The organism is Ekhidna sp., assembly GCF_965221965.1.
Taxonomy (GTDB): Bacteria; Bacteroidota; Bacteroidia; order Cytophagales; family Cyclobacteriaceae; genus Ekhidna.
Window position 1 is genome coordinate 3,773,606 of record NZ_OZ244926.1, and the last position, 22,423, is coordinate 3,796,028.

Genomic DNA, 22,423 nt, shown 5'->3' on the forward strand with positions numbered 1-22,423 from the left:
CAGTATGCATTTCATTGAATATGAGGAAATAGAGAATAAAACTATTGCACAGGCAATAGATTACATTGAAAGTATCGATGGAATCAAACTTGCTGAGTTGAAGGTTCGGGACCTTTCCTATCAAGACAATAAAATTATCCTACCAGGAGAGGGTGTATATGTTTTCCGAGAAGGTGTTAGACCAGTATATGTTGGTAAGGTTAGTTCTATGTCATTCACGGAGCGAATAGCCAAACATTTTGATGTTCGTGAATTTGCCTGGTTCAATAGGTTGCTCGAATTGGTTAATTGGTTCAAATTGGAAGATCAGATAAAACGTGAATTTTACATTGATGCATCAAAATATGCATTTGAACACCTCAATCTGGTAATGATAAATTTCAAAAGTCGAGAGAGAATAAATAGAACAGAAAGTTTATTCCGGGCAGCTATGGAACCTCTCAATGGATACAAAAACGTACGAATAATTGATTATTCCATTTTGATAAAAGAGTATTGATGACCTTCAGCTTCCCCTCACATATCAAAAGCGATTTTCAAGGCTATTCTGTGTTGGTTCGGTTATTTCAGGAAACTCGAGAGCTGAGAAGCGACAAGCTAATCCTTCATTTCTACGGAACCCAGTGGTTTGAAGCCAATTTATGTGCCGGATTAGGGGCAATTCTCAGTAGCATACAAGGTGCAGGAAACGAAATAGAATTTAAAGGTCATGCAAACATCCAAAGCATCCTTTCCAAGAATGGGTTTTTGGCCCAGTTTGGTGGGTGGAAAAAGCGAGATTACTATTCTACCACCATCCAGTATCGGCAATTTGACGCTACAAAGATCAAGGGCTTTAATGAGTACCTGGATCGTGAACTTCTGGCAAAAGAAGACCTTCCTAGAATGTCTGAATTATTAAAAAAGAAGATCAATAAGAGCATCTATGAGATCTTCAACAATTGCTATCTACATGGAAACTGTGACACGGCTTTCAGCTGTGGTCAATACTACCCCACCAAAAAGCGACTGGACTTTACCATTGCTGATTTAGGACATAGCATTCGCAAAAATGTTAGGGATTTTCTGGGCAATTCGAAACTATCAGGAGCCATGGCTATTCGGTGGGCTATAGAGGAAGGAAACACTACTAGAAGTGGCAATATCCCCGGTGGATTGGGGTTTAGTTTAATACGGGAGTTTTTATTGATGAACCAGGGTAAACTCCAGATTGTTTCATCAGATGGTTACTACGAGGTAAGGCGAGGTGTTGAGTCTGTTAAATCATTTGACCATACCTTTGTAGGCACACTGGTAAATATGGAGTTCAATATCAATGATAAATACTCCTATGCTTTGAGTTCTGAAATCGACGTGAAGGATATATTCTAAAGACCATGAGCAACACCATTTTAAATATCGAGGAAATCATAGGAGGCACAAAGGCGATCTCATCAGAAGATGGAGATTTGGTTTTCAATAAGGTAAAGCCTTTGCTTGAAAAAGGTGAGGCGGTGAGCATTGACTTTGAGAATATTGAATTAATAGTTTCAACATTCTTAAATGCGAGCGTAGGTCAGCTATACGGCTCTTTTTCTTCTGATTATATCAAAGATCACTTTTCCGTATTAAACATGGTAGATGATGATCTAAGAATACTTCAAAAAGTAGTCACCAGGGCTAAGCAGTATTTTGCTAACCGTGAATCTTTCTCTTCTTCAGTAAACGAAGCGATGAACAATGGCTAATGTTTACCAAGTCGGGGACTACAACCCCCGCTTCAATGAATCCTTTTTCTTCGACACCAATATTTGGATTTATCTACACTGTCCGATAGCCAGCCATAATCAAGCCGCACAAAGAGCTTACTCTGCATTCTATAAAAAGATCATTAGTGGAAACTTCGGATTGTTCGTCAATTCATTAGTGCTTTCAGAGTATGCCAATGCTTATTTACGAATTGACTTTACTCTTTGGAAAAATGAAGAAGGAAGGCATGGGGCCAGCTATAAGCAGGATTTTGTAGGGACAGATAGGTTCAATGAAACGGTGGAGGACGTAAAGGATGAATTACGCGTAATTCTAAAGTCTACAGAACGCATGACAGATAATTTCAATGCCATTGACCTGGATCATGTGTTCACGGAATTTGGCAGGGCAGATTTTAATGATGCCTATTACCTGGAACTGGCTCAAATGAATGATTGGAAGATTGTCACACATGATAGAGACCTGTTTGAAGACAATGAAATGGATGTGGATATCATTACTGCTTTGAACTAACACGAAGACCCCTCTCACCCCCACAACACCCATTTACATCCTCGCAAAGACCATTTACAGTTTAGCAATCAATGCTCGCAGTAAAGCAATGAGTGTTTACACCGTAGCAAAGACCTCTTACAGTAAAACAATGGGACTTGCATGAAAGCAATGACATCTTGCACGAAAGCAATGGATGTTTACATTGAAACAATGGCTCATTGCATCAAAGCATAAAGTACCCTACCCTTAGCCGTCAGACTAAGCGGATCATTTCACAACCTTGTGTCATTCTGGAAGAATCTTTGGGGATCGAAGCACATAAATTCAAAGATCCTTTGCAGGATGACATTGAGGAGAGCTCAGTCCGACGGCTATACCCTACCCACTTTTGGGTATTTTACATTTAATACATGCCGTTTTATTGTAGTAAATATTGGATCGCATTATTTTGGCTACCTGTTTTATGTCAAATTTTTAAATCCTAATCACAACATGAATCAAAGACAGATCAACAAAGCGGAAATGATGGAAACGACCAACAACTACCTGGATGCAAACACGGCTATCTGGAGTGCCATTCCCATTGTCACTACTTACAAAAACCAGCTATCACAGACGATCGATGACCTTAAAACGGCGGCACAGGCGCAAGACGCAGCGCAGGTGTTTATCGGAAGCAACCTGCAAACACTCAAAGTAACGATCGCAGAAAAGATGGATATTCTGGATGATATATTGGAAGCGTATGCAGATGATAATGGAAATGCAGAACTACTTGCCCAGGCCGAAAACTCCAAGACCGATTACATCCGGTTAACCAATGAGGCATTTGAAACCAAGGTGAAAAATGTGATCGGTTTACTGGAATCAAACGTGGCAGAGATGGCAGACTATGGGCTTACACAAGACCAAATTGATGATGCGAAATTGAGCTTTGGCAACTATCAGGACAAGCGTGGAATGCCTCGTTCATACAAGGTGGCATCACGACAGGCAACCCAAAGCATAGAAGGTCTCATAGACGAGGGTGATAAAGCCCTGGAAAAGCTGGATCGGGTAATGAAGCGATTCAAACGTTCGAATACGACGTTTTATAATGGGTATATCGCGTCCCGAACAATTGTGGATTAATAGGCCAAACGAAAAGCTTTCGGAAAGTTTGGACCTTTCCGAAAGCTTAGAAATCCTTCCTCTATCTCATTTTATTACTTCCCTATCCCCTTGCGAAGCGACGAAGGAGCGAGACTTGGGGATCTCAGGTTCCAGATCTTCAACTCAGAGATTCCCATGACTCGGATAGCAAGCTATCCTCCCAAGGTAATGACGGTTCTATATATTGTTCTTCGCGACCACCTTGTTCGCATCCTCACGAATCGAAAAGCCATACTGGTTTGTGAAGACACAGATCAAGGCCACTACACGCATAAACTCATAAGAAAATGTAACAAGCAATCATTGCTAGAAGTAACATTGCCATAAACACGTAAAAGAATAGATTACTCTCTTTATTTGATTTCATGAACGAAGGAATTTTGAATCTGGCCTTTATGTGGAACCCAACAAACGCTTAACCTTCTCCGCCAACATCTCTGCAGCTTTTTCATTTTTCCTAAACCACATCTCCGGCTCCACCAGTTCCAGCTCAGAAACAGCCGGATTTCCGTTATTGTCGTTTACGATATCCACTCGTGCGTACAAAGGGGGTGTGTAGTCACATGCTTTAACTGCCGCAATCGCCAGGTCAATTTCTGCCTGAGTAGGCTTATAATCTTCCACCGTGCCACCAAAATCATCCTGAACACGGAAGTCACCAGGTTTGGCTACTTTGAGTACCGCATGCGTGTAGACACCACCGATCAACATCAGTGAAAGTTCTCCTCGTTTAAGAACATCCCCCTGAAAAGGCTGGAGCATCATGGGTTCATCTTTGATCAGATAAGCATATCGATCTTCATGGTCTGCAATGTTCTCAGGAGAGAGCTTGAATGTGTCTTTTGCTGCGGCTGAGATGGATGGTTTTAATACGGTGCTTCCCCACCCCAGCTCCTCATGAATCGCTCGGAGGGATCGCTGATCTCTCGGCTCAATGAAATAGGTCTCCACCACATTGACCCCAGCTTCTTTCAGGTCATTCATGTAATGTTTGTCCAAATTCCAAATGATTGTTTCATAATCGTTTACCAATTTGGTTTTCAGGGAAACCTCCATCAACCAGTCGCTGAATTCATTGAATTTTTCCGCATAATCCCACGTCGTTCGGAAAAGGGCAATCTTCGTTTGAGTCCAGTCAAACGAAGTATCTGACCAGGCCACTTTCTTTGTTTTAAGCCCCAGATTTTCCAAAGCCTCCATCACCAACCGGTCTTCCATCATTACATTATCAATGTATTGGTTGCGCTTCCTGGGATTCACATAGCGCGCATCGGTAAGAACGACTACATCATACATTGGCTAGTTGGGATTTTAAAATGGCTAAACCTTCCTTAAAGCTAACAGGTTCAAAACCTAATTCCCTCTTTGCTTTGTCTAAAATAAATCCGGTTTTTGCCGGACGTTTTGCCGGTTGTGTGAAAATGGAGCCATCCGCTTTCTCGATCAGTGATTTATCCAGATTGAAAAAATCCGCAGTGGCAATGGCCATATCATAGGGTGTAAGCATGTCACTCCCTGAAATGTGCCATACTCCCTCCGCTCGTTTTTCTGCAATAAGTGCGCACCCTTTCGCCAGGTCTTCTGCCAGGGTAGGTGTGCGCCACTGGTCATTTACCACTTTGATCAGCTGCTTTTCTTCCAGGCTTTTCTTCACCCACAAAATAATATTTGATCGGCTCATATCTGGGACAATTCCGTAAACTAGCATGGTACGGACGATGGCATGCTTCAACCCACTCGCCTCTAAAAGTTTCTCTGATTCAAGTTTGCTCTCCGCATATTTACTCAGTGGATTGGGCAAGTCATCTTCCACGTAAGGACCATCCTCACCATCAAAAATGAAATCGGTAGAGAGATGAATGATGAAGCTATTGGTCTTTTTGCTTGCTTCGATTAGATGACTGACTGCATCTACATTGAGCTTTTGGCAGGTTTCAGGGTCTAACTCACATTGATCCACATGCGTCATAGCCGCGGTATTGATGACCACATCAGGCTGATGCTTGGAAAGGATTTTGTCGACCTCACTCGCGACTGTAACATCCATCTGTTCATACGTATAGGACCCAAATGGATTTCGGGTAGCTCCCCGGCCTGTTGCAATCACATCGACATCTTCTTTGCTTTCATAAAGCTTCACCAGCTTTTGCCCCAGCAGTCCGTTCGCACCTGTGATTAAAACTTTCATTTTCTTTTCAGTACTCATTATTGGGAAATTTGGAAAAAGAAAATTTTTTCACAAACCCACCCCTTGCCCCTCCAAGGAGGGGATTTAATGTATTTTCTTTTATTCTGCCGGATATTCGTATCCATACTTTTCAGTGACCTCTTTCTTTTTCATTTCAATCACTTCCATTGAAACAGAGACATTCTCTGTTGGTAGTGATCTCTCTCCTGTTTGTGGGTTTCTCGTTGTAGGTGTGGCTGCTATTTTGTCGATCACCTCCAGGCCTTCAACTACTTTCCCAAAGACTGTGTATTCTCCATCAAGACCCGGATAGCCCCCAACACCGTGGTACGCTTCAGGGATTTCGGAAGGGTCTACACTCAGGTCTATATCGTACTTCTCCTCTACCAGCTCTTTGTTCTCGATAGCTAAAGCAGTCATTCCTGCATTGTCACGATTTCTTGCCAGTTCCTGAAACTGTTTGAGCAAATCACTGTAAGCTGTGTCTTGCAATAGCTCACCCATTTTTTGATTTAGCAGCCTCACATCGGTAGTCATAAAATCCCATGACCAACCATCAATGATATAAAATTGAGACGCAGAAGATTTTTTCTCCGGATTGGTTTGATCTCCTTGTCTGGCTGCTGCCAGAGCACCCTTTACATGGTATAATCCATCCACTATTTCAGCAGGAATCCGATCTTCTTCCTTCTCAATGACACCTTCTTTTTTTGCTACATCTCCTCCCTGAATCATGAAGTCCTGTACAATTCGGTGGAAGATCGTGCTGTCATATTTTCCTGCCCGAGCCAGCTCTAGAAAATTCTTTTTATGTAGAGGAGTCTCATCATATAATAACACGGTCATGTCTCCATGTCTGGTCTTGATTTTGACGAGGTAGTCTTTGTTTTTATCCCCGCATGCAGCGATGATACTGATAATTATTAGTGAGAGTATTAGCTTTTTCATGTCTATGTAATTGATTTTCAAACTTATTTTGAAATAATTGATTTTATGTCGTCCAGTACTTTTTTCCCGCCACTTTGAAGGATTTCATCTGCCAGGGAAGTGCCTAAGGCCTCTGGCTCACTGCCATACATGGTCCGTTGAATCAACTCTTTTCCATCCAGGCTGGCAATGCCTCCTTTCAAAATGATCTGCCCATCCGTTTCCATTTCTGCATGTCCGAATACAGGAATACTACACCCTCCGTCCATGCGACGAAGGAAGGCTCGTTCAGCGAGCAGCATTTTTTCAGTTAAGGGATGATTTGTGGCCTTCTTTATCTTTTCAGCGACCTCTTTGTCCATACTGTCGTGAATCTCTATCGCCACCGAACCCTGACCAACCGGAGGAATGAACCGCTCGGTATCGAACCAATATCTGACCATGTCGTCATAGTTCATTCGTCGAACGCCAGCATAGGCAAGCACGATCCCGTCCATGATACCCGTTCTCATTTTTTCAATACGGGTTTGGAGGTTGCCCCGAATATCTACCGTAGTGACGTGCGGATAATAATGCTTCAGCATGGCTACCCTTCGGGTGCTAGAGGTACCAAGGATAAGCTTCGGATTGTTCAGGTCTATTTCCTTGTCGGAAACAATGACGTCATCCGGGGATTCACGCTCACAAAATGAGAGTACACTAAACCCTTCCGGCAATTTGGATTGGAGGTCTTTGGCACTGTGAACAGCGATATCTATCTGCCCTCTGCGAAGAAGGGATTCCAGCTCTTCGGTAAATACCCCTTTGCTTCCGATCTTCGATAACGCCACATTCTGGATTTTATCCCCTTTCGTTTCGATGGGCACAAGCTGAGGCTGAAAGCCGCCAGCGTCAAGTAAGTCCGCTACATAGTTAGCCTGCCACATGGCCAGCTTACTCTTTCGTGTTCCTATTTTTATCGTCTTTCGCTCCATTCAGTTCTGCTTCTTTTGATTGTAGGATAGGTTTTTTTGTGAGACGTCAACAATGAATTTATTGGTCAGAATCTTTCTCCCGATCAAAAGCGGATTTTTCATTTCACTTCTGTCAGTAAGAGAGATGGACGCCATATAGTTCTTACCGAAAATCTTCATTCGGGTTTTGATCACATATCGCTTTTGTGCTTTGCCATTCGAACTCTTTACGATTTTTTGTGTCCACTCCTTGGTGGCATATTCCTGGTATCCGGTATCGGTGTGAAGCGTGAAATACAGCACTCCATGCTCCGCATGCACTTTCTTACAATGGAGAGAAGACCTGTAGGCACCCGTATCAATTTTTGCGTGAATATCCTGTACCCCCAAGTCCGGAAGGTCTATGACATCCAGTCGTCCGATTACCTGCTTTACTCTTTTAGCCATTCAATACCCTTGTGATATCCAGGGATAAATTTAAATGAGTTATTCGAGGGTTCGAATTTCTTTCAAGATGGATCAGCGCTTCGTTCATCAATGCGTATGATTTTTCCAGTCTTTCTAACCCCAGTTTATCTGAGAATTTTCCGATGAAAGCACCTTCAGCATCACTTTGAACCGGTGGTTTTTGACCAGAGGCGTGTATAACCGCATTTCTGATCAGTGCTATGGCGAAATTCAAAGTTGTTTTTTGAGATGCTTTCCCGGACTTGGAAAATTCTTCACTCCGATGAACAAGTCCGGTTAGATTGCCATTCCAGCACTCAAGCATCCATTTTTGAAAATCTTCATATTCGTGGGATTCTCCGGCCTCAGCGATGTGAAGAGCAAGCCCAATTTTGCCTTCAGAAAGCTTGGATGCCTGCTCGACCTTCGAACCCTCAATTCCTTTTTCCTTCAAATAGGTGGCAACTTCCTCAATTGAGTTTGGAGCCACTGTCACCAGCTGAGTACGCGACGTTATTGTAGCCAGCAGATTATCATAATTATAGGATACCAGCAGATAAAGTGTTTTTTCCGGCGGCTCCTCCAAAATCTTCAGTATCGCATTTGCCGAACTCGGATTCATCAATTCAGGTACCCAAATGAGGAGAATTTTATATCCACCTTCTACTGATCGCATACTTACATTTTTCAGCATTTGGCGGCTGTCCTCCCGACTGATGAGAAGGTTTTTGTTTTCCTGGCCGTATTTTCGGGTCCATGCCTCCAGGTCTCCATAAGGAGATTCTGCTACAAATTCCCTGAAACGGGGAATGGCTTCCGATAAGACTTTTTCGTATTTGCTTTCACCCGCTGAAATTTTAGGGAAATGCAGGTGAATATCGGGATGTACCAGCTTTTTTATTCTGACACAATTCGGGCAGGTGCCGCAGCTATCCTCTTCAGTTTTATTTTCACACATTAGGTAGCTGGCGTATGCCAATGCCATCGGGAGCACGGCTGTTCCAGGCCTTCCGGCAAAAAGCTGAGCATGGGCGACTTTTCCTCGCTTATGCGCAGATGTAAGCTGTTTTTTTAGTTCCTCAAGCCCTGGTATTTCTGAAAACTGCATGGATTATTTCTTGTCCCAAACCCGATTTTCGGCGGTGATCTCAAAGATATGCGAAAGCACCGCTTTGTCTGCTTCAGTGAGTGCTTTGTTTCTGCGTTTCATTACAACCTCTGCGGTTTCAAATGCTTTCCTGGTTTGATACGTGGTAAAGCCGGATGAGCCTCCCCACGCAAAAGAAGGGATAATGGTTCGTGGGAAGCCATCTCCAAAAATATTTGCGGAGACACCAACTGTAGTTCCTGTATTGAACATGGTGTTGATGCCACTCTTGGAATGATCCCCCATGATCAAACCGCAAAACTGTAGGCCGGTATCCTTGAATCCCCCGGACTCAAAGTCCCACATCTTTACATGGGCATAATTGTTTTTCAGGTTGGAGTTGTTGGTGTCAGCTCCAAGGTTGCACCATTCACCAATTACCGAGTTACCCAGGAATCCCTCATGCCCTTTGTTTGAGTAGCCAAATATCACAGAGTTAGAAACTTCTCCTCCTACTTTAGAGTGCGGTCCTACCGTCGTGTCACCTTTGATTTTTGCGCCCATATTCACCACGGAATGTTCACATAAAGCGAATGGTCCGCGAATAAGTGCGCCTTCCTGAACTTCTGCATCTTTACCAATATAAATCGGTCCGTTTTCGGCGTTCAGTATAGCTGCTTTGACACGTGCACCTTCTTCTATGAATATTTGATCACCGTAGGTTTTGGTGTGAGGGTCGCAAAGGGGTTGAGATTTTTTTCCCTTGGTTAAAAGCACAAAATCATGGTTGATTTCGGCTCCATTTAGGCGAAAGATGTCCCAGGGATAGGCGATCTGACTGACTTCTTCTATTTGAATGGGTTTACGTCCACCCAGCTCGAACGGTTCGTCATTATCGTAAAAACCAGCGATCAATTGATTTTGACAGACCAGCGCTTCGTCCTCTTTTAATTTTTGAATTGTATCGACGAGTGACGGGGATGGAAGCACATTCCCCAGGATGGTCAGGGATTTGGTGGTAGGTGGTGTGAAAAGTTGGGATAGATAATCCTGAGATCGAAAAGCTATACTTTGGGCAGAAAGATGCATGCTCCACTTTTCATGCACTTTGAGAATGCCCACACGAACATCGGCCACCGGACGTGTGTAGCTCATGGGCAGCATTTGCTTCCAACTTCCTTCTGTATCAATAAAGGTGACTTGCATGAATCAAACTTAGCTTGTTTTGAGAAAAGGGCACAAAAAAAGTCTTCAGGTAAATCCCGAAGACTTTTATAATTTCTTCTGTGAACAGAATTACTTCTTCTTGTACTTTCTGTTGAATTTCTCCACTCGACCAGCAGTATCCAGGAAAATTTTCTTTCCTGTGTAGAATGGGTGAGATGCTGAGCTAACCTCTACTTTAATCACAGGATACTCATTGCCATCTTCCCACTTGATGGTCTCCTTAGACGTCATTGTTGATTTCGTCAAGAATTTGAAATCACTTGTTGTGTCAAGAAAAACAACGTCGTTGTATTGAGGATGTATGTCTTTTTTCATGTGTCTCTCGTCTCTTTTTCAAAAAGGATGGCAAAGATAGGTATAATTTTATCTTCTTCAAACCTATTCATTCAACTAAAATCGAATATGTTTGATTTATGAGACAAACATTCCAGATTCTTAGTTTGCTCTGCGTCAATCTTTTAGCAGCACAATCTACTGATTTTACCCTGGGGCACCCAGCCTACAACCTTATTGAGCAAGAAGAGATAAGAACTAAAGGCAGTTTCTTTTCTACTGTAAAGCCGGTTTCCAGGGAATCTGTTTACGACCTACTTGGTCAGGACGGGGGTCTTTATATGAATAAAGAGCTTCGGGAGTTCACGAATGATTCCTCCAGATCCAAAGCACCTATTCTGGGGAGGTTTTTTCAGTACCCGGCCGATCTTTTCTATTATGAAAGTGAGGGTGTAGACTTACATGTCAATCCGGTGCTTCAGTTTTCTTATGGCCAAACCAATGATGCACTAGGCTCTACTTATGTAAACAGCCGGGGGGCAGAAATCAGGGGACGGGTTGATAAGAAGGTAGCTTTCTATACGATGCTTACAGAAAATCAGGCCAGGTATCCTGTGTATGTGAATGATGTACGGGATAGCACGCTGGTGGTACCTTATGAGGGTTTTTGGAAACAATTCGCCACGACAGGAGTAGACTTTTTCCGGGCGCAGGGCTATGTGGATTTTGGTTTGAGTAAAAGCATTTCTGCTCAGCTGGGGTTTGGAAAACACTTTGTTGGAAATGGTGTTCGCTCGCTCATCCTATCGAATTATTCCAATAATTATCCCTACCTGAGAATCAATACCAACACAAAAATCTTTGATTATACCAACATTTTTGGTGAGCTGATCGCTGGAGTAAGAGGTGGTTCATTTGGGTTGGAAGGGACCGGAGGTTTTCAGAAAAAGTACATGGCCTTTCATCACCTCAATATGAAGATCAAGCCGAATTTGCATATCGGTCTTTTTGAGTCTGTGATGTATGGAGATTCTACCGGTGGTCTCAAAGTGGAATATTTGAACCCGATCATTTTCTATCGGGCCGTAGAGCAGCAGAATGGAAGTGAGGACAATGCATTGATTGGACTTGACTTTAAATGGAATATTAAAAACCGTGTTTCGCTGTATGGACAGCTGGTGATTGATGAGATGATTATGGGAGAGGTTTTTTCAGGAAAAGGATGGTGGGGCAATAAACAGGGTTTTCAGCTTGGAGCCAAATATGTTGATCCATTTGGATTGGATAACCTGATTGTTCAGGGAGAGATAAACCGGGTACGACCATATATGTATGCGCATGAGGATGGCTTTACCAGCTACAGTCATTACAATCTTTCGCTGGCACATCCGCTGGGGGCCAATTTCACTGAATACATCGGGCGAGCTAATTACCGACTCAATGATCAGTGGAATTTTGAAGGAATGTTTATACTGGCCAGCTATGGAAATGATATCGGTGACGTGAACTATGGAAGGGATATTTTAAAGGACTATACGGTCAGAAGGCCTGACGTGAACGGGGGTAGTCTGGAGTATGGGAATTCACATCTTCAGGGAAATAAAACAGATTTGATGATGGGATTTTTCCGAGCGTCCTATATGTGGAGACACAATCTTTTTGTAGATGCAGATGTAACATTCCGAAAAGAGCAAGACACCAATGGCTTGATTGATTCTTCAACTTCTATTGTTGGTTTGACACTAAGGTGGAATGTTCCGACAAGAAGGTATTTATTTTGATAAGGATATTCGGATTTTGGATGGTTATATCAGGCAAATCGACCCCTTAAAAAATATCCTTGTTTCAAAACTTGAAAAGTTTCATAACTTTCAGCCCTACTCAACGAAAATATGAAAAGGTTTAAGCTCATTTTCCACATCGTGTACGTAGTGATCGCACTTGTGATCATGTATTTTTCAGTGGATATTCTTTTAAATACGGAGCAGTACTTATCTAAGATCAAACTCTCCTCTTACATCAAATTTCCACGTTATGTGATGGGCCTTTTTCTCTTCATCTCCATTTTGATGGTGATTGAGTTTGTGATTCAGCAAATTAAAATTCATGGAATAAAAAGTGGCGTGGAGGAGCTCAAGGAAGAAATAAAGGATCTGAAAGCGAAACTTTACGATAAATCACAGGAAGAGCTGGAAATCTCTTTTGATGATGTAGACAAAGGGGATGAGGAATTGGACGATGATGAGGATTAAATTCTTTTCACAGCACGGTTGATTAGTCTCTGTTCTTAGGTAATTCATATATTTAAGTGAATTATTAAGAACAGTTTTCTAATGCTCGCAAAAACCTATGGAAGCGCCGTTTATGGTGTGGATGCTTATAAAATCACAGTTGAAGTCAATGTTGGTCAGGGCACCAAATTTTTTATGGTGGGATTACCGGATTCTGCCGTCAAAGAAAGTGAGCAACGGGTAGAATCTGCCATTAAAAATTTTGGGTATCGAATGCCCCGACAAAAAGTGGTCGTGAACCTTGCTCCTGCAGACATCAAAAAAGAAGGGTCCGCCTACGACCTGCCAATTGCTTTGGGTATTTTGAAAGCTTCTGAACAGGTTATCGCCGATGAGTTGGAAGAATATGTAATCATGGGCGAGTTGGCACTTGATGGCGAACTGCGTCCGATCAAAGGTGCTTTACCAATCGCCATAGAAGCAAGAAAAAATGGTTTCAGGGGATTTATCCTTCCTAAGGAGAACGCATCAGAAGCAGCAATTGTGGATGGCCTGGATGTCATAGGAGTAGAAAATATCAAAGAAGCCATTGATCACCTGGAAGGTGAGGAAATCATTCAACCAATGGATTATGACACACGAGATGTTTTTTTCAGTCAGCTGGATGACTATGCCTCAGACTTTGCTGATGTACAGGGGCAGGAAAACATTAAGCGGGCGATGGAGATTTCGGCAGCCGGCGGCCACAATGTGATCATGATTGGGCCACCGGGAGCGGGTAAAACCATGCTGGCCAAACGATTGCCTTCGATCCTTCCGCCACTGACATTACATGAAGCACTTGAAACAACGAAAATTCATTCTGTGGCCGGCAAGCTAGGGACAGATGCAAAACTTATTTCTCATCGCCCATTCAGGCAACCGCATCATACTATTTCTGATGTGGCTCTGGTAGGTGGAGGGGGCATCCCCCAACCCGGGGAGATTTCATTGGCCAACAATGGGGTACTCTTTCTAGATGAACTTCCAGAGTTCAAGCGGACTGTTTTGGAAGTAATGCGTCAGCCACTGGAAGAACGGAAGGTTACGATTTCAAGGGCAAAAGTTTCTTTAGACTATCCTTCAAACTTCATGCTGATCGCCAGCATGAATCCATGTCCGTGCGGCTATTATAATCACCCCGAAAAAGAGTGTGTTTGCGCACCCGGTGTGGTACAGCGATACCTCAATAAAATCAGTGGGCCATTGCTCGATCGTATCGACTTGCATGTAGAGGTTACCCCGGTCTCGTTTGATCAGATGACGGAGACCAGAAAGACCGAATCTAGTTCTGAGATCAGAGATCGGGTGATCAAAGCGAGAGAAATTCAGGAAAAGCGATTCAAAGGCCAACCAGGAGTTTTTAACAATGCAATGATGAGCTCTAATATGGTGAAGGAAATTTGCCAGATCAATGAGGCCGGGAAAGCCCTGTTAAAAACAGCTATGGAAAGGTTGGGCCTATCGGCCAGAGCGTATGACCGGATCTTGCGGGTTTCTCGTACCATTGCCGACCTGGCAGAAACAGAGGAAATCGCCATTGAACATCTCGCAGAAGCCATCCAATACAGAAGCCTGGATCGGGAAGGTTGGGCTGGATAATTATTCCTAATCTCATGCTATCTTGACTAATAGAAACAAGCAAAATTCAAATGAGAACAGTAGGCACACTTCTATTAATTATTGGTTTGATAGGTACAATTTTTTATGGTGTAAAAGCGATTCAGGCCTCTGAAAGCTTCACCTTTCTGGGAATGGATGTCGCGGTAAGCAGCGCCAATTGGACCCCCGTGATTATAAGTGTCATTATTCTGTTAGTCGGTTTCTTCCTAAGAAAAAAAGGTTAGATAATTTTCCTATTTATTCTATTTTATAGAACTAATTGATTTAGCTTTCGTATATTTGTTCTATTAAATAGAATAAATATGTCAAAAGATCATATTGGAGAATTGGAAGAGCTTGTCCTTCTACTCATCGTGATGCTAAAGGAAGAAGCTTACGGGCTGGCTATACGAAAGGCACTGAGTGAACAAGCCAACCGTTCGGTGACCATAGGTGCAGTGCATGGAACGGTTAATCGCCTGGAGAGTAAGGGTCTTGTGGAGTCGTCTATGGGTGGAGCCACCGAGGAGCGTGGAGGTCGCCGTAAACGCATCTTTCAAATTACCTCAGCAGGGAAGCAGGCATTGGAAAAAAGCCGGGACGTGAAAGTCAACCTCTGGCAGCAGATTCCAGAGTTGAATATCAAAAACGCATAACGATGAAGAAACCACGACCACCAAAATTTGCAGATCGAATTCTAAGTTGGTTTATCAAAGGTCAGTTGCTTGAGGAAATCCTGGGGGATCTTCATGAGTATCATGAGGAGGAACTCATGGCGTTACCAAACTGGAAACGCGTCGGTAGCTATTGGTATCATGTTTTTCATTTTCTACGGCCAAATCTTCTAAGGAGTGTTTTCGGGACTAAAAAACTTAACTATCTGGGTATGATAAAGCTCAATTTTAAAATCGCATTGCGTTCATTACAAAAAAATAGGACGATAGCCATTCCAAGCCTGCTCACACTGGTGTTCGGAACGCTGTGCTTTCAATGTATCTATAGCTGGTCTAATAATGAGCTAAGCATGGATGATTTCCATCAAAAGTTTGATCGTATTTACATGGGTGCCGTACAGACGAACCCTTTGGCCGATGTTTCTCCGGTAAGTCCACAGCTATTGTTTCGAATAGATTACGATCAGTACCCGGAAGTTGAGAATAAGCTATTGATCCATATTTATGAGAAAGATGAAATCAAAATCATAAATGAGGGCCAATCCTTTAATGGAAAGGGCTTGATAGCCGACAGTACGTTTTTCTCCTTCTTCGATTTCCCCATTCGGGATGGTTATCAAGCTGAGCTTTTAAATGATCCTTCCCACATTGTCTTATCCGGAAATTTCGCCAATCGGGTATTCGGAGATGTAAACCCAATCGGCAAAACCCTTAAGGTAAGCTGCGATCAGGAGGGATTATACACGGTAGCGGCGGTCACGGAAAAGCTGCCCGCCAACAGTTCGATAAGTTTTGATTTTGTGGTGCCCAGACATTCGCAACGATTTTGGAGAAGAATTCCTATGGATCTCATTTTGGTAAATGAGGATTTTGCCTCACGTGAATTCAATGAAAAAGTGAGTGCCTTAGGTAGAGAAAACAATGAGCGATTTCCCGAGAGCCAGATCAGCTATCTTCCGATAGCGGATTCCTACTTTACTCAACCTTTGGACGTGGCATTATTCGGGAAGTATGGAAATAGTAACACCGTCCAAACATTAATTTTTATTGGCTTGGCTATTTGCCTGATTACGTTCTTGGGCTTCAATAATCTTCAGTCAACACAGTTGTTATACTCGGCTGAAAAATTTGGAATTAAGCAAATGATCGGCGGTTCCAAGGGTGTGATTTGCGTTGAAATGATCATTGAGAGGTTGATTTATTTTGTCCTGGCAGTCGGAATTACGTTTCTAATTTTTGAAGCCCTCTTTCCATATTACACGACTATTCTAAACCTGGATCTTGATGCTAACCCAATTTTTGATGGGTTGAGTATCATCGCGATTATCGGCAGTATCATATCCATTTCCATTATTATCTCCCTTGTTCAACTATTTGCAATGGATGTTAAGGACGCAGTTAGCGGAGGAAAAAACCTGTTTAAAATTCCACGCATGCAGCGAACGATTACTACGATACAATATACTGTTACCATCACCTTGATGATTTTAACAACCGTGGTTTTCATCCAGTATCGATTTATGTCGACGAAAGATCCGGGTTTTAATCATCAGAATATCGTGAGTGTAAACTTCTTTGAAATGTCTGCTAACGATAATCAGGTAAAGGGACTCGATTATTTAAGGGATAAACTTAAATCCAATACGCCGGTGGCGGCATTTTCGCAGGGAGATCTCCCGGTTAATGCGGAATCTTTTTTATCATCCTGGAAAAAGACGGGAGAGGAAAATGAATATGAAAGCAGAAGGGTGATGATTGTAAGTCCCGGATATTTGGATTTGCTTGGAATAGATATGTTGGAGGGAAGATTCTTTTCTGACTCACTGGACACTTCAGGAGAACAAAAGGTGGTTATCAATGAGGCCGCAAAGAAATACTGGGGGATAAATGATATATCCACTCAAAAACTAACGAGCAATACCAGTGGCCGACAAGAATTCGATTTTGATATCATTGGGGTGGTGGAGGATTTTCATTTTGAGCATCTTTCAAAGAAAATAGAACCACTTGTTTTGAGGTTCCGCACGTATCCTGATGATCGATTTTTGGTCCGCTTTGACGGAAGCCAACAAGCAGGTATTTCTTTTCTGGAAGAACTATATGGTGAGATCAATCCCAATAGCCCGTTTGATTATGAACTTCTCGATGATCAGATTATCAGGCAATACGCCAAAGAAAAGCAGCTTAGCAAAGTATACATCGGTCTGACAATGGTAGCGTTGATTCTGTCTTCCATTTCACTGTTTACCTTTTCACTTTACGAAACCAGAAGAAGAACCAAAGAGATAGGAATACGAAAAGTAAACGGAGCTTCTGCATTGCAGATCATCTATCTGTTATCATCTTCATTTCTTAAATCTGTAGCCATCGCATTCCTCATTGCCCTTCCTTTCGCCTGGTATTTTGCGAATCAATGGATTCAGGAGTTTGCATACCGGACAACCATTGGGTCGTGGGTATTTATAGCGGCTGGTTGCATAGCGTCGCTGGTAGCTACTGTGGCGATTATTTGGCATGTAATGAATGTCTCAAAACAAAACCCGGTCGAGAGTTTGAGGTATGAATAAATATTAGCGTAGCTCTGCTTAAATTTCCAAGCAGATGGAAAGCGCAATATCTAAGTCAGTTCTACGCAAATCAGTTCTTCAGTATCGCAAGCTCCTTGGTCAGGAATTATACCTCCAGCGAAATACCCGACTATTGAGTTCAGTGGAAAAATTTTTAGAGGTTAGAGAGGCTGAAAGTATCCATACCTTTTTGTCGATGGATAAAAACCGAGAGCCGGATGTTTCACCATTGTTTAAAAAGTGGTGGTCTGAAGATGTTCGACTGGTTGTATCCAAAATTGATTTCCAGCTTAAGCAGCTCTATCATTACTATGTAGATGATCAAACAGTGCTTGTTAGAAATAAGATGGGCATCCCTGAACCATCAGGAGCAAAGGAAGTCTCCATTGATGATGTGGATCTGATTTTGGTACCGCTGCTGGTCAGTGATAAAGCAGGATACCGGATTGGATACGGAGGAGGCTATTATGATCGACTGCTAGAAGAAACAAAAGCATTGAAAGTGGGGTTATCCTTATCGCCTCCGGTAGATGAAATTCTACAGAGAGAAGAATGGGATATTCCATTAGACTATTTAATAACACCTTTTAAAACCTATAACTATGGCTAAAATCACATTGGGCGGAAACGAAACGAACACCATTGGAAACCTTCCTGAAGTGGGAAGTCAGGCACCCGACTTCACATTGGTAAGTAAAGACATGCAGGAAAAAACGCTGGCGAGCTATCACGGACAGAAAGTGATCCTGAATATTTATCCTAGCATTGACACAGGCGTTTGTGCCATGTCCACAACCAAATTCAATCAGGAAGCTTCTAAACTGGATAATACCCGCATCGTGTGCGTTTCCAGGGACCTGCCCTTTGCACTGAAAAGGTATTGTGATGCAGAAGGAATCGACAACCTTGACAACCTGACCAACTTTAGAGATGGTGGTGATTTTGGAAAGAGCTACGGGGTGGAAATTACAGACGGAGCATTCAAAGGATTAAACGCCCGGGCCATAGTAGTGATTGATGAAGATGGAACCGTGAAATACACAGAATTAGTATCGGAGGTTGGCCAGGAGCCTAATTATGAAAAAGCTTTGGCTGCCATTTAGGTAGCTAAAGCAACCATTCGGCATTAATTCACATTATCAAATTGTTATTGCCACCAAATAGCGAAACTATTTGAACCCTCATGCGTCTTTCGAGAGGTCAATACTTAAAATTCTATCACCGTTTTGAAAAATTTTCTACTGCTGCTGACCTTCATTCCAATGTTTATGAAGGCTCAGGAAAAGTACACAATCAATGGGTATGTAAAGGATGCTGCCAATGGAGAAGCGCTCATCGGAGCTACCGTACTGATTGAGGATTTAGGAACAGGAAACATTACCAATGTTTATGGTTTTTACTCAATCACTCTTCCTCCAGGGGAGTACTCTGTATTATATCGATACGTTGGATTTGTATCTCAGAAAAGGAAGGTCTCTCTCACTGAAAATACTCGAATAGATATAGAGCTAGTAGAAGAACAAACTCAGCTGGAGGAAGTGGTAGTCACAGCAGAGCCGGAAGATGAGAATGTCACCTCTACGGAAATGAGTGTGGCTGAGCTCGATATCAAAACGATAAGCAAAATTCCTGTTTTTGCAGGCGAGCTGGATATCTTAAAAAGCATCCAGTTGTTACCTGGTGTAAGTACGGTTGGTGAAGGAGCCTCTGGATTCAATGTTCGAGGAGGATCTGTTGGTCAAAATCTGGTGCTTCTGGACGAAGCTCCGGTGTATCAAAGCTCTCACCTATTTGGCTTTTTCTCCGTGTTTAATCCTGATGCTGTAAAAGACATTAAGCTTTACAAGGGGGGCATTCCTGCAAATTACGGCGGAAGGCTCTCTTCCATCCTGGACATTCGAATGAAGGAAGGAAACATAAAGGAGTTTGATGTTTCCGGAGGTATTGGAACTGTTTTTAGCCGACTGACTTTAGAGGGTCCAATTAAGAAAGATAAAGCCTCTTTCATTTTGGCTGGTCGAAGGTCCTATGCCGATGTACCAATCAAATTGTTTACCGACGTTTTGGATGATGGAGCGGGCTTATACTTTTATGACCTGACGGCAAAAGCCAATTACAACATCGATTCAAAAAACCGGATTTTTGCTTCGGGATATTTTGGAAGAGATGTATTTAAGTTTGATGAACAGCAGGGCTTTAACTGGGGAAACCAAACCGCGTCAATCCGATGGAATCATCTTTTTAATGATCGGTTCTTCAGCAACTTCACCGCCTTCTACAGTAATTATGATTATGCATTTGAGTTTGGTAATACAGACGATGATCAATTTGACTGGAGTTCGAAAATCCGAACGCTTAACTTCAAACCATATTTCACCTACTTTCCTGATCAGAAGAACGAGATCACATTCGGTGGCGAAATTCTGTACTATACCTTTTTTCCAGCCGATGCGATTGGATTTACGTCCGGCGAACCCATTGATCTGACACTGGATAAAAAGAAAGCACTTGAAGCTGGTATTTATGTAAGCAACAAGCAAAAGATTGGAGATAAATGGAATGTAGAATATGGGCTTAGGTATTCCTACTTCAATCATATGGGTCCTGGAGAGCGATACACGTTTGGAGATACGCTAGCCGGAATAAGGAAACCTGTAAGAGATACGGTTGACATAGGCTCAGGAGCTTCCATCGCCAAATTTGGTAATCTGGAGCCTCGGCTTTCTGTGAGGTATCAACTGAATGACTATTCTTCCATAAAGGCCAGCTACAACAGAATGAATCAGTACATTCATTTGATTTCTAATACAGTTGCAGCGACTCCTATTGATGTATGGCAACCAAGTACCAACAATATTCAACCGCAACTAGGAGATCAGGTGGCACTCGGATATTTCAGAAACTTCAATAAAAATCAATTCGAAACTTCTGTAGAGGCGTACTACAAATGGACCAGAAATCAGGTTGATTATATTGACGGTGCGGACTTGTTCATCAATGAGTTGCTCGAAGCTGACGTTCTTTCAGGGATTGGCAGAGCTTATGGGCTGGAATTATACGTCAAGAAAAACTCAGGTCGATTGACCGGTTGGTTGAGCTATACGCTAAGTCGGTCGGAGTTAAAAGTTGATGGGATCAATACTGGCCTCAATAATGAGTTTAATGAAGGCCGGTGGTACCCTACTCGATTTGATCAAACGCACAACCTCAAGATTGTTTCTAACTACCAGCTAAATGATCGAAAGAATTTGTCAGCTACCTTCAGCTACATTACTGGAACACCGACCACCTATCCAACAGATCGGATTCAGGTCGCAGGTTATATAATCCCCGTCAATGATGGGAGTAGAAATAATGTCAGGATTCCTGATTATCACAGGTTGGATATTTCTTATACCATTGATTACAACTGGGTCAGTAAAAAAGGCAAGCAAAGGTCCAGCAGCCTGGTGCTTTCCGTTTACAACCTTTACAACCGTAAAAATGCTTTTGCGATCAATTTCACCCAGGATGAACAGAGGGTGAGATACAACCAGATCAATAACCTGGTGCTTCCGTCAGAGCGAGTGCAAACCAAAGCCTCACAGACATCTATACTGTTTTTTGTTTTACCGGCGATCACTTACAATTTCAAATTCTAATGAGACATAAGCTATTATATCTTCTAATTATTGGATTGTCTTTCTCATGTGAAACCGAGGTAGACCCTTCGCTTGATTCTTCTCTGAATGTATTGGTGATTGATGCCTGGCTGACCAATTTTGACTCAATCCAACATGTAAACATCACGAGATCGCAATCCTATTTTGATTCTCAGGCACCCAGCAAAGTACCGGGGGCTTCCGTGACGGTAAGAGATCTTACTGACAATACATTATACACTTTCGAAGAAGAAGAAAATAGATATACCTGGCGAGGAGGAAAAGGCGCAACACTCGGCATTATCGGAAATCAATACGAATTGAGGGTGGAGCTAAACGGAGATATCTATACTTCAAGAACTACTTTGAATGATGTGCCTCCCATCGACAGTATAAGCTTTCGTCTTGAGGAGGGAAACTCATTTTTTGACGATCTCATCTTTGGGGAGGTTTTCGCAACTGATTTGGAAGGGCAGGATGATACCTACTGGATCAAAGCATGGAAAAACGGGCAGTTTCTTGGTAATATTGATGAAATAAATGTTGCATATGATGCAGCGTTTTCTCCAGATGCAGATAATGATGGGGTTCAATTTATCCAGCCTATCCGTGACTTGATAAGCCCTATTGATGAGTCAAGGAATGAAGAATTGCTTTCGCCCTATTCCTTGCCGGAAACATTGTGGTGGTATGGTGATACATTGATTTATCCAGATAGCTCAAAGTATGCTGTACTAGTGGATGAAAAAATATACTATGAGATAGACAGTATTTTTCAAAACAATAATGTTCCTGACTATCTGGTTTCACTTCCTCTAAACGATGATCGCTTTGTTGCTCAATCAGACACTTCACTTTATGTAATGGGAGATTCTGTATATGTAGAAATCCACTCCATTTCCAATGAGGCGTATTTCTTTTTGAATCAGGTAATTATTGAGTCCGGGAGAGAAGGAGGTTTTGGTGCTCTATTCGCTACTCCGTTGGCAAATGTTTCTACAAATATTGTTGCTGAAAACAACGATAATTTAGTAGCAGGATTTTTCAATATTGCAGCTGTGTCCAGCGCGGGGAATCGACTAAGAAGTGAGGATCAGGTCAGAGAAGTCAAATAATTTAACTCCGCTGAAATCCAATCTGAACAAGACTTTCGTAAGTATCACTAACAAGT

The 22,423-nt window shown here is 42.4% G+C and carries 22 protein-coding genes; 14 read left to right on the forward strand and 8 right to left on the reverse strand.

Annotation, left to right across the window (positions count from 1 at the left end; genetic code table 11):
• The first annotated feature begins 4 nt into the window (after positions 1-4).
• The 5 genes from ACOQON_RS17590 to ACOQON_RS17610 all read left to right on the forward strand — a co-directional run bounded on the left by ACOQON_RS17590 (position 5) and on the right by ACOQON_RS17610 (position 3,375).
• Entirely contained in the window at positions 5-499 is a 495-nt protein-coding gene (locus tag ACOQON_RS17590; RefSeq protein ID WP_420576738.1) for a hypothetical protein, read from the forward strand.
• Positions 499-1,371 carry a hypothetical protein gene (locus ACOQON_RS17595; protein WP_420576739.1) on the forward strand — a complete coding sequence of 291 codons (873 nt, stop codon included), beginning with the start codon at positions 499-501 and terminating at the stop codon, positions 1,369-1,371. The genes ACOQON_RS17590 and ACOQON_RS17595 overlap by 1 nt, the downstream gene beginning before the upstream one ends.
• Before the next feature lie 5 nt (positions 1,372-1,376).
• Positions 1,377-1,727, forward strand: coding sequence for an STAS-like domain-containing protein (locus tag ACOQON_RS17600; protein ID WP_420576740.1), 351 nt, complete (start codon positions 1,377-1,379; stop codon positions 1,725-1,727).
• Positions 1,720-2,262 carry a type II toxin-antitoxin system VapC family toxin gene (locus ACOQON_RS17605; protein ID WP_420576741.1) on the forward strand — a complete coding sequence of 181 codons (543 nt, stop codon included), beginning with the start codon at positions 1,720-1,722 and terminating at the stop codon, positions 2,260-2,262. The genes ACOQON_RS17600 and ACOQON_RS17605 overlap by 8 nt, the downstream gene beginning before the upstream one ends.
• Before the next feature lie 474 nt (positions 2,263-2,736).
• The gene (locus ACOQON_RS17610) at positions 2,737-3,375 is read left to right on the forward strand and encodes a hypothetical protein (protein ID WP_420576742.1); all 639 of its coding nucleotides are present in this window, start codon (positions 2,737-2,739) and stop codon (positions 3,373-3,375) included.
• Between the two features lie 414 nt (positions 3,376-3,789).
• Here the strand turns inward: ACOQON_RS17610 and ACOQON_RS17615 are convergent, their stop codons facing one another.
• The 8 genes from ACOQON_RS17615 to ACOQON_RS17650 all read right to left on the reverse strand — a co-directional run bounded on the left by ACOQON_RS17615 (position 3,790) and on the right by ACOQON_RS17650 (position 10,540).
• Positions 3,790-4,692: an ATP-grasp domain-containing protein gene (locus tag ACOQON_RS17615; RefSeq protein ID WP_420576743.1), complete on the reverse strand. Its 903-nt coding sequence runs from the start codon at positions 4,690-4,692 to the stop codon at positions 3,790-3,792.
• Complete coding sequence (locus ACOQON_RS17620; RefSeq protein WP_420576744.1) at positions 4,685-5,602, reverse strand: SDR family oxidoreductase; 918 nt, start codon at positions 5,600-5,602, stop codon at positions 4,685-4,687. The genes ACOQON_RS17615 and ACOQON_RS17620 overlap by 8 nt, the downstream gene beginning before the upstream one ends.
• 81 nt (positions 5,603-5,683) lie before the next feature.
• Complete coding sequence (locus ACOQON_RS17625) at positions 5,684-6,532, reverse strand: peptidylprolyl isomerase (RefSeq protein WP_420576745.1); 849 nt, start codon at positions 6,530-6,532, stop codon at positions 5,684-5,686.
• Between the two features lie 23 nt (positions 6,533-6,555).
• The gene (gene hemC / locus ACOQON_RS17630; RefSeq protein ID WP_420576746.1) at positions 6,556-7,485 is read right to left on the reverse strand and encodes a hydroxymethylbilane synthase; all 930 of its coding nucleotides are present in this window, start codon (positions 7,483-7,485) and stop codon (positions 6,556-6,558) included.
• Positions 7,486-7,911: an ATP-dependent zinc protease gene (locus tag ACOQON_RS17635; RefSeq protein WP_420576747.1), complete on the reverse strand. Its 426-nt coding sequence runs from the start codon at positions 7,909-7,911 to the stop codon at positions 7,486-7,488. It abuts the gene before it with no gap.
• On the reverse strand, positions 7,904-9,019 hold the full coding sequence (locus ACOQON_RS17640) for an ATP-binding protein (RefSeq protein WP_420576748.1): 1,116 nt from the start codon (positions 9,017-9,019) through the stop codon (positions 7,904-7,906). Before ACOQON_RS17640 ends, ACOQON_RS17635 begins: the two co-directional genes overlap by 8 nt.
• 3 nt (positions 9,020-9,022) lie before the next feature.
• Entirely contained in the window at positions 9,023-10,204 is a 1,182-nt protein-coding gene (locus ACOQON_RS17645; RefSeq protein WP_420576749.1) for a GlmU family protein, read from the reverse strand.
• Between the two features lie 90 nt (positions 10,205-10,294).
• Positions 10,295-10,540 carry a type B 50S ribosomal protein L31 gene (locus tag ACOQON_RS17650; RefSeq protein WP_420576750.1) on the reverse strand — a complete coding sequence of 82 codons (246 nt, stop codon included), beginning with the start codon at positions 10,538-10,540 and terminating at the stop codon, positions 10,295-10,297.
• Positions 10,541-10,638: 98 nt separating this feature from the next.
• On the opposite strand from ACOQON_RS17650, the gene ACOQON_RS17655 reads away from it, so the two are divergent.
• The 9 genes from ACOQON_RS17655 to ACOQON_RS17695 all read left to right on the forward strand — a co-directional run bounded on the left by ACOQON_RS17655 (position 10,639) and on the right by ACOQON_RS17695 (position 22,367).
• On the forward strand, positions 10,639-12,279 hold the full coding sequence (locus ACOQON_RS17655; protein ID WP_420576751.1) for a hypothetical protein: 1,641 nt from the start codon (positions 10,639-10,641) through the stop codon (positions 12,277-12,279).
• A 111-nt stretch (positions 12,280-12,390) separates the two neighbouring features.
• Entirely contained in the window at positions 12,391-12,750 is a 360-nt protein-coding gene (locus ACOQON_RS17660) for a hypothetical protein (RefSeq protein ID WP_420576752.1), read from the forward strand.
• Positions 12,751-12,831: 81 nt separating this feature from the next.
• A complete protein-coding gene (locus ACOQON_RS17665; protein ID WP_420576753.1) occupies positions 12,832-14,370 on the forward strand; it encodes a YifB family Mg chelatase-like AAA ATPase in 1,539 nt (512 codons plus the stop codon).
• Positions 14,371-14,693: 323 nt separating this feature from the next.
• Positions 14,694-15,026, forward strand: a complete 333-nt coding sequence (locus ACOQON_RS17670) for a PadR family transcriptional regulator (protein ID WP_420576754.1) — start codon at positions 14,694-14,696, stop codon at positions 15,024-15,026.
• Positions 15,027-15,028: 2 nt separating this feature from the next.
• Positions 15,029-17,611 (forward strand): ABC transporter permease, encoded by a 2,583-nt coding sequence (locus ACOQON_RS17675; protein ID WP_420576755.1) that lies wholly within the window; start codon positions 15,029-15,031, stop codon positions 17,609-17,611.
• A gap of 34 nt (positions 17,612-17,645) precedes the next feature.
• Positions 17,646-18,221: a 5-formyltetrahydrofolate cyclo-ligase gene (locus ACOQON_RS17680; RefSeq protein WP_420576756.1), complete on the forward strand. Its 576-nt coding sequence runs from the start codon at positions 17,646-17,648 to the stop codon at positions 18,219-18,221.
• Positions 18,214-18,714 carry a thiol peroxidase gene (gene tpx, locus ACOQON_RS17685; protein WP_420576757.1) on the forward strand — a complete coding sequence of 167 codons (501 nt, stop codon included), beginning with the start codon at positions 18,214-18,216 and terminating at the stop codon, positions 18,712-18,714. Before ACOQON_RS17680 ends, tpx begins: the two co-directional genes overlap by 8 nt.
• Before the next feature lie 123 nt (positions 18,715-18,837).
• A complete protein-coding gene (locus tag ACOQON_RS17690; RefSeq protein ID WP_420576758.1) occupies positions 18,838-21,252 on the forward strand; it encodes a TonB-dependent receptor in 2,415 nt (804 codons plus the stop codon).
• Positions 21,252-22,367: a DUF4249 family protein gene (locus ACOQON_RS17695; RefSeq protein WP_420576759.1), complete on the forward strand. Its 1,116-nt coding sequence runs from the start codon at positions 21,252-21,254 to the stop codon at positions 22,365-22,367. The genes ACOQON_RS17690 and ACOQON_RS17695 overlap by 1 nt, the downstream gene beginning before the upstream one ends.
• The last annotated feature ends 56 nt before the right edge of the window (positions 22,368-22,423 follow it).

Coding starts and splice junctions, on each gene's coding strand:
- ACOQON_RS17660 (WP_420576752.1), top strand. CDS start 12,391: ATGAAAAGGTTTAAGCTCATTTTCCACATCGTGTACGTAGTGATCGCA.
- ACOQON_RS17610 (WP_420576742.1), top strand. CDS start 2,737: ATGAATCAAAGACAGATCAACAAAGCGGAAATGATGGAAACGACCAAC.
- ACOQON_RS17625 (WP_420576745.1), bottom strand. CDS start 6,532: ATGAAAAAGCTAATACTCTCACTAATAATTATCAGTATCATCGCTGCA.
- ACOQON_RS17590 (WP_420576738.1), top strand. CDS start 5: ATGCATTTCATTGAATATGAGGAAATAGAGAATAAAACTATTGCACAG.
- hemC (WP_420576746.1), bottom strand. CDS start 7,485: ATGGAGCGAAAGACGATAAAAATAGGAACACGAAAGAGTAAGCTGGCC.
- ACOQON_RS17635 (WP_420576747.1), bottom strand. CDS start 7,911: ATGGCTAAAAGAGTAAAGCAGGTAATCGGACGACTGGATGTCATAGAC.
- ACOQON_RS17615 (WP_420576743.1), bottom strand. CDS start 4,692: ATGTATGATGTAGTCGTTCTTACCGATGCGCGCTATGTGAATCCCAGG.
- ACOQON_RS17655 (WP_420576751.1), top strand. CDS start 10,639: ATGAGACAAACATTCCAGATTCTTAGTTTGCTCTGCGTCAATCTTTTA.
- ACOQON_RS17665 (WP_420576753.1), top strand. CDS start 12,832: ATGCTCGCAAAAACCTATGGAAGCGCCGTTTATGGTGTGGATGCTTAT.
- ACOQON_RS17640 (WP_420576748.1), bottom strand. CDS start 9,019: ATGCAGTTTTCAGAAATACCAGGGCTTGAGGAACTAAAAAAACAGCTT.
- tpx (WP_420576757.1), top strand. CDS start 18,214: ATGGCTAAAATCACATTGGGCGGAAACGAAACGAACACCATTGGAAAC.
- ACOQON_RS17695 (WP_420576759.1), top strand. CDS start 21,252: ATGAGACATAAGCTATTATATCTTCTAATTATTGGATTGTCTTTCTCA.
- ACOQON_RS17600 (WP_420576740.1), top strand. CDS start 1,377: ATGAGCAACACCATTTTAAATATCGAGGAAATCATAGGAGGCACAAAG.
- ACOQON_RS17675 (WP_420576755.1), top strand. CDS start 15,029: ATGAAGAAACCACGACCACCAAAATTTGCAGATCGAATTCTAAGTTGG.
- ACOQON_RS17645 (WP_420576749.1), bottom strand. CDS start 10,204: ATGCAAGTCACCTTTATTGATACAGAAGGAAGTTGGAAGCAAATGCTG.
- ACOQON_RS17605 (WP_420576741.1), top strand. CDS start 1,720: ATGGCTAATGTTTACCAAGTCGGGGACTACAACCCCCGCTTCAATGAA.
- ACOQON_RS17680 (WP_420576756.1), top strand. CDS start 17,646: ATGGAAAGCGCAATATCTAAGTCAGTTCTACGCAAATCAGTTCTTCAG.
- ACOQON_RS17595 (WP_420576739.1), top strand. CDS start 499: ATGACCTTCAGCTTCCCCTCACATATCAAAAGCGATTTTCAAGGCTAT.
- ACOQON_RS17650 (WP_420576750.1), bottom strand. CDS start 10,540: ATGAAAAAAGACATACATCCTCAATACAACGACGTTGTTTTTCTTGAC.
- ACOQON_RS17670 (WP_420576754.1), top strand. CDS start 14,694: ATGTCAAAAGATCATATTGGAGAATTGGAAGAGCTTGTCCTTCTACTC.
- ACOQON_RS17620 (WP_420576744.1), bottom strand. CDS start 5,602: ATGAGTACTGAAAAGAAAATGAAAGTTTTAATCACAGGTGCGAACGGA.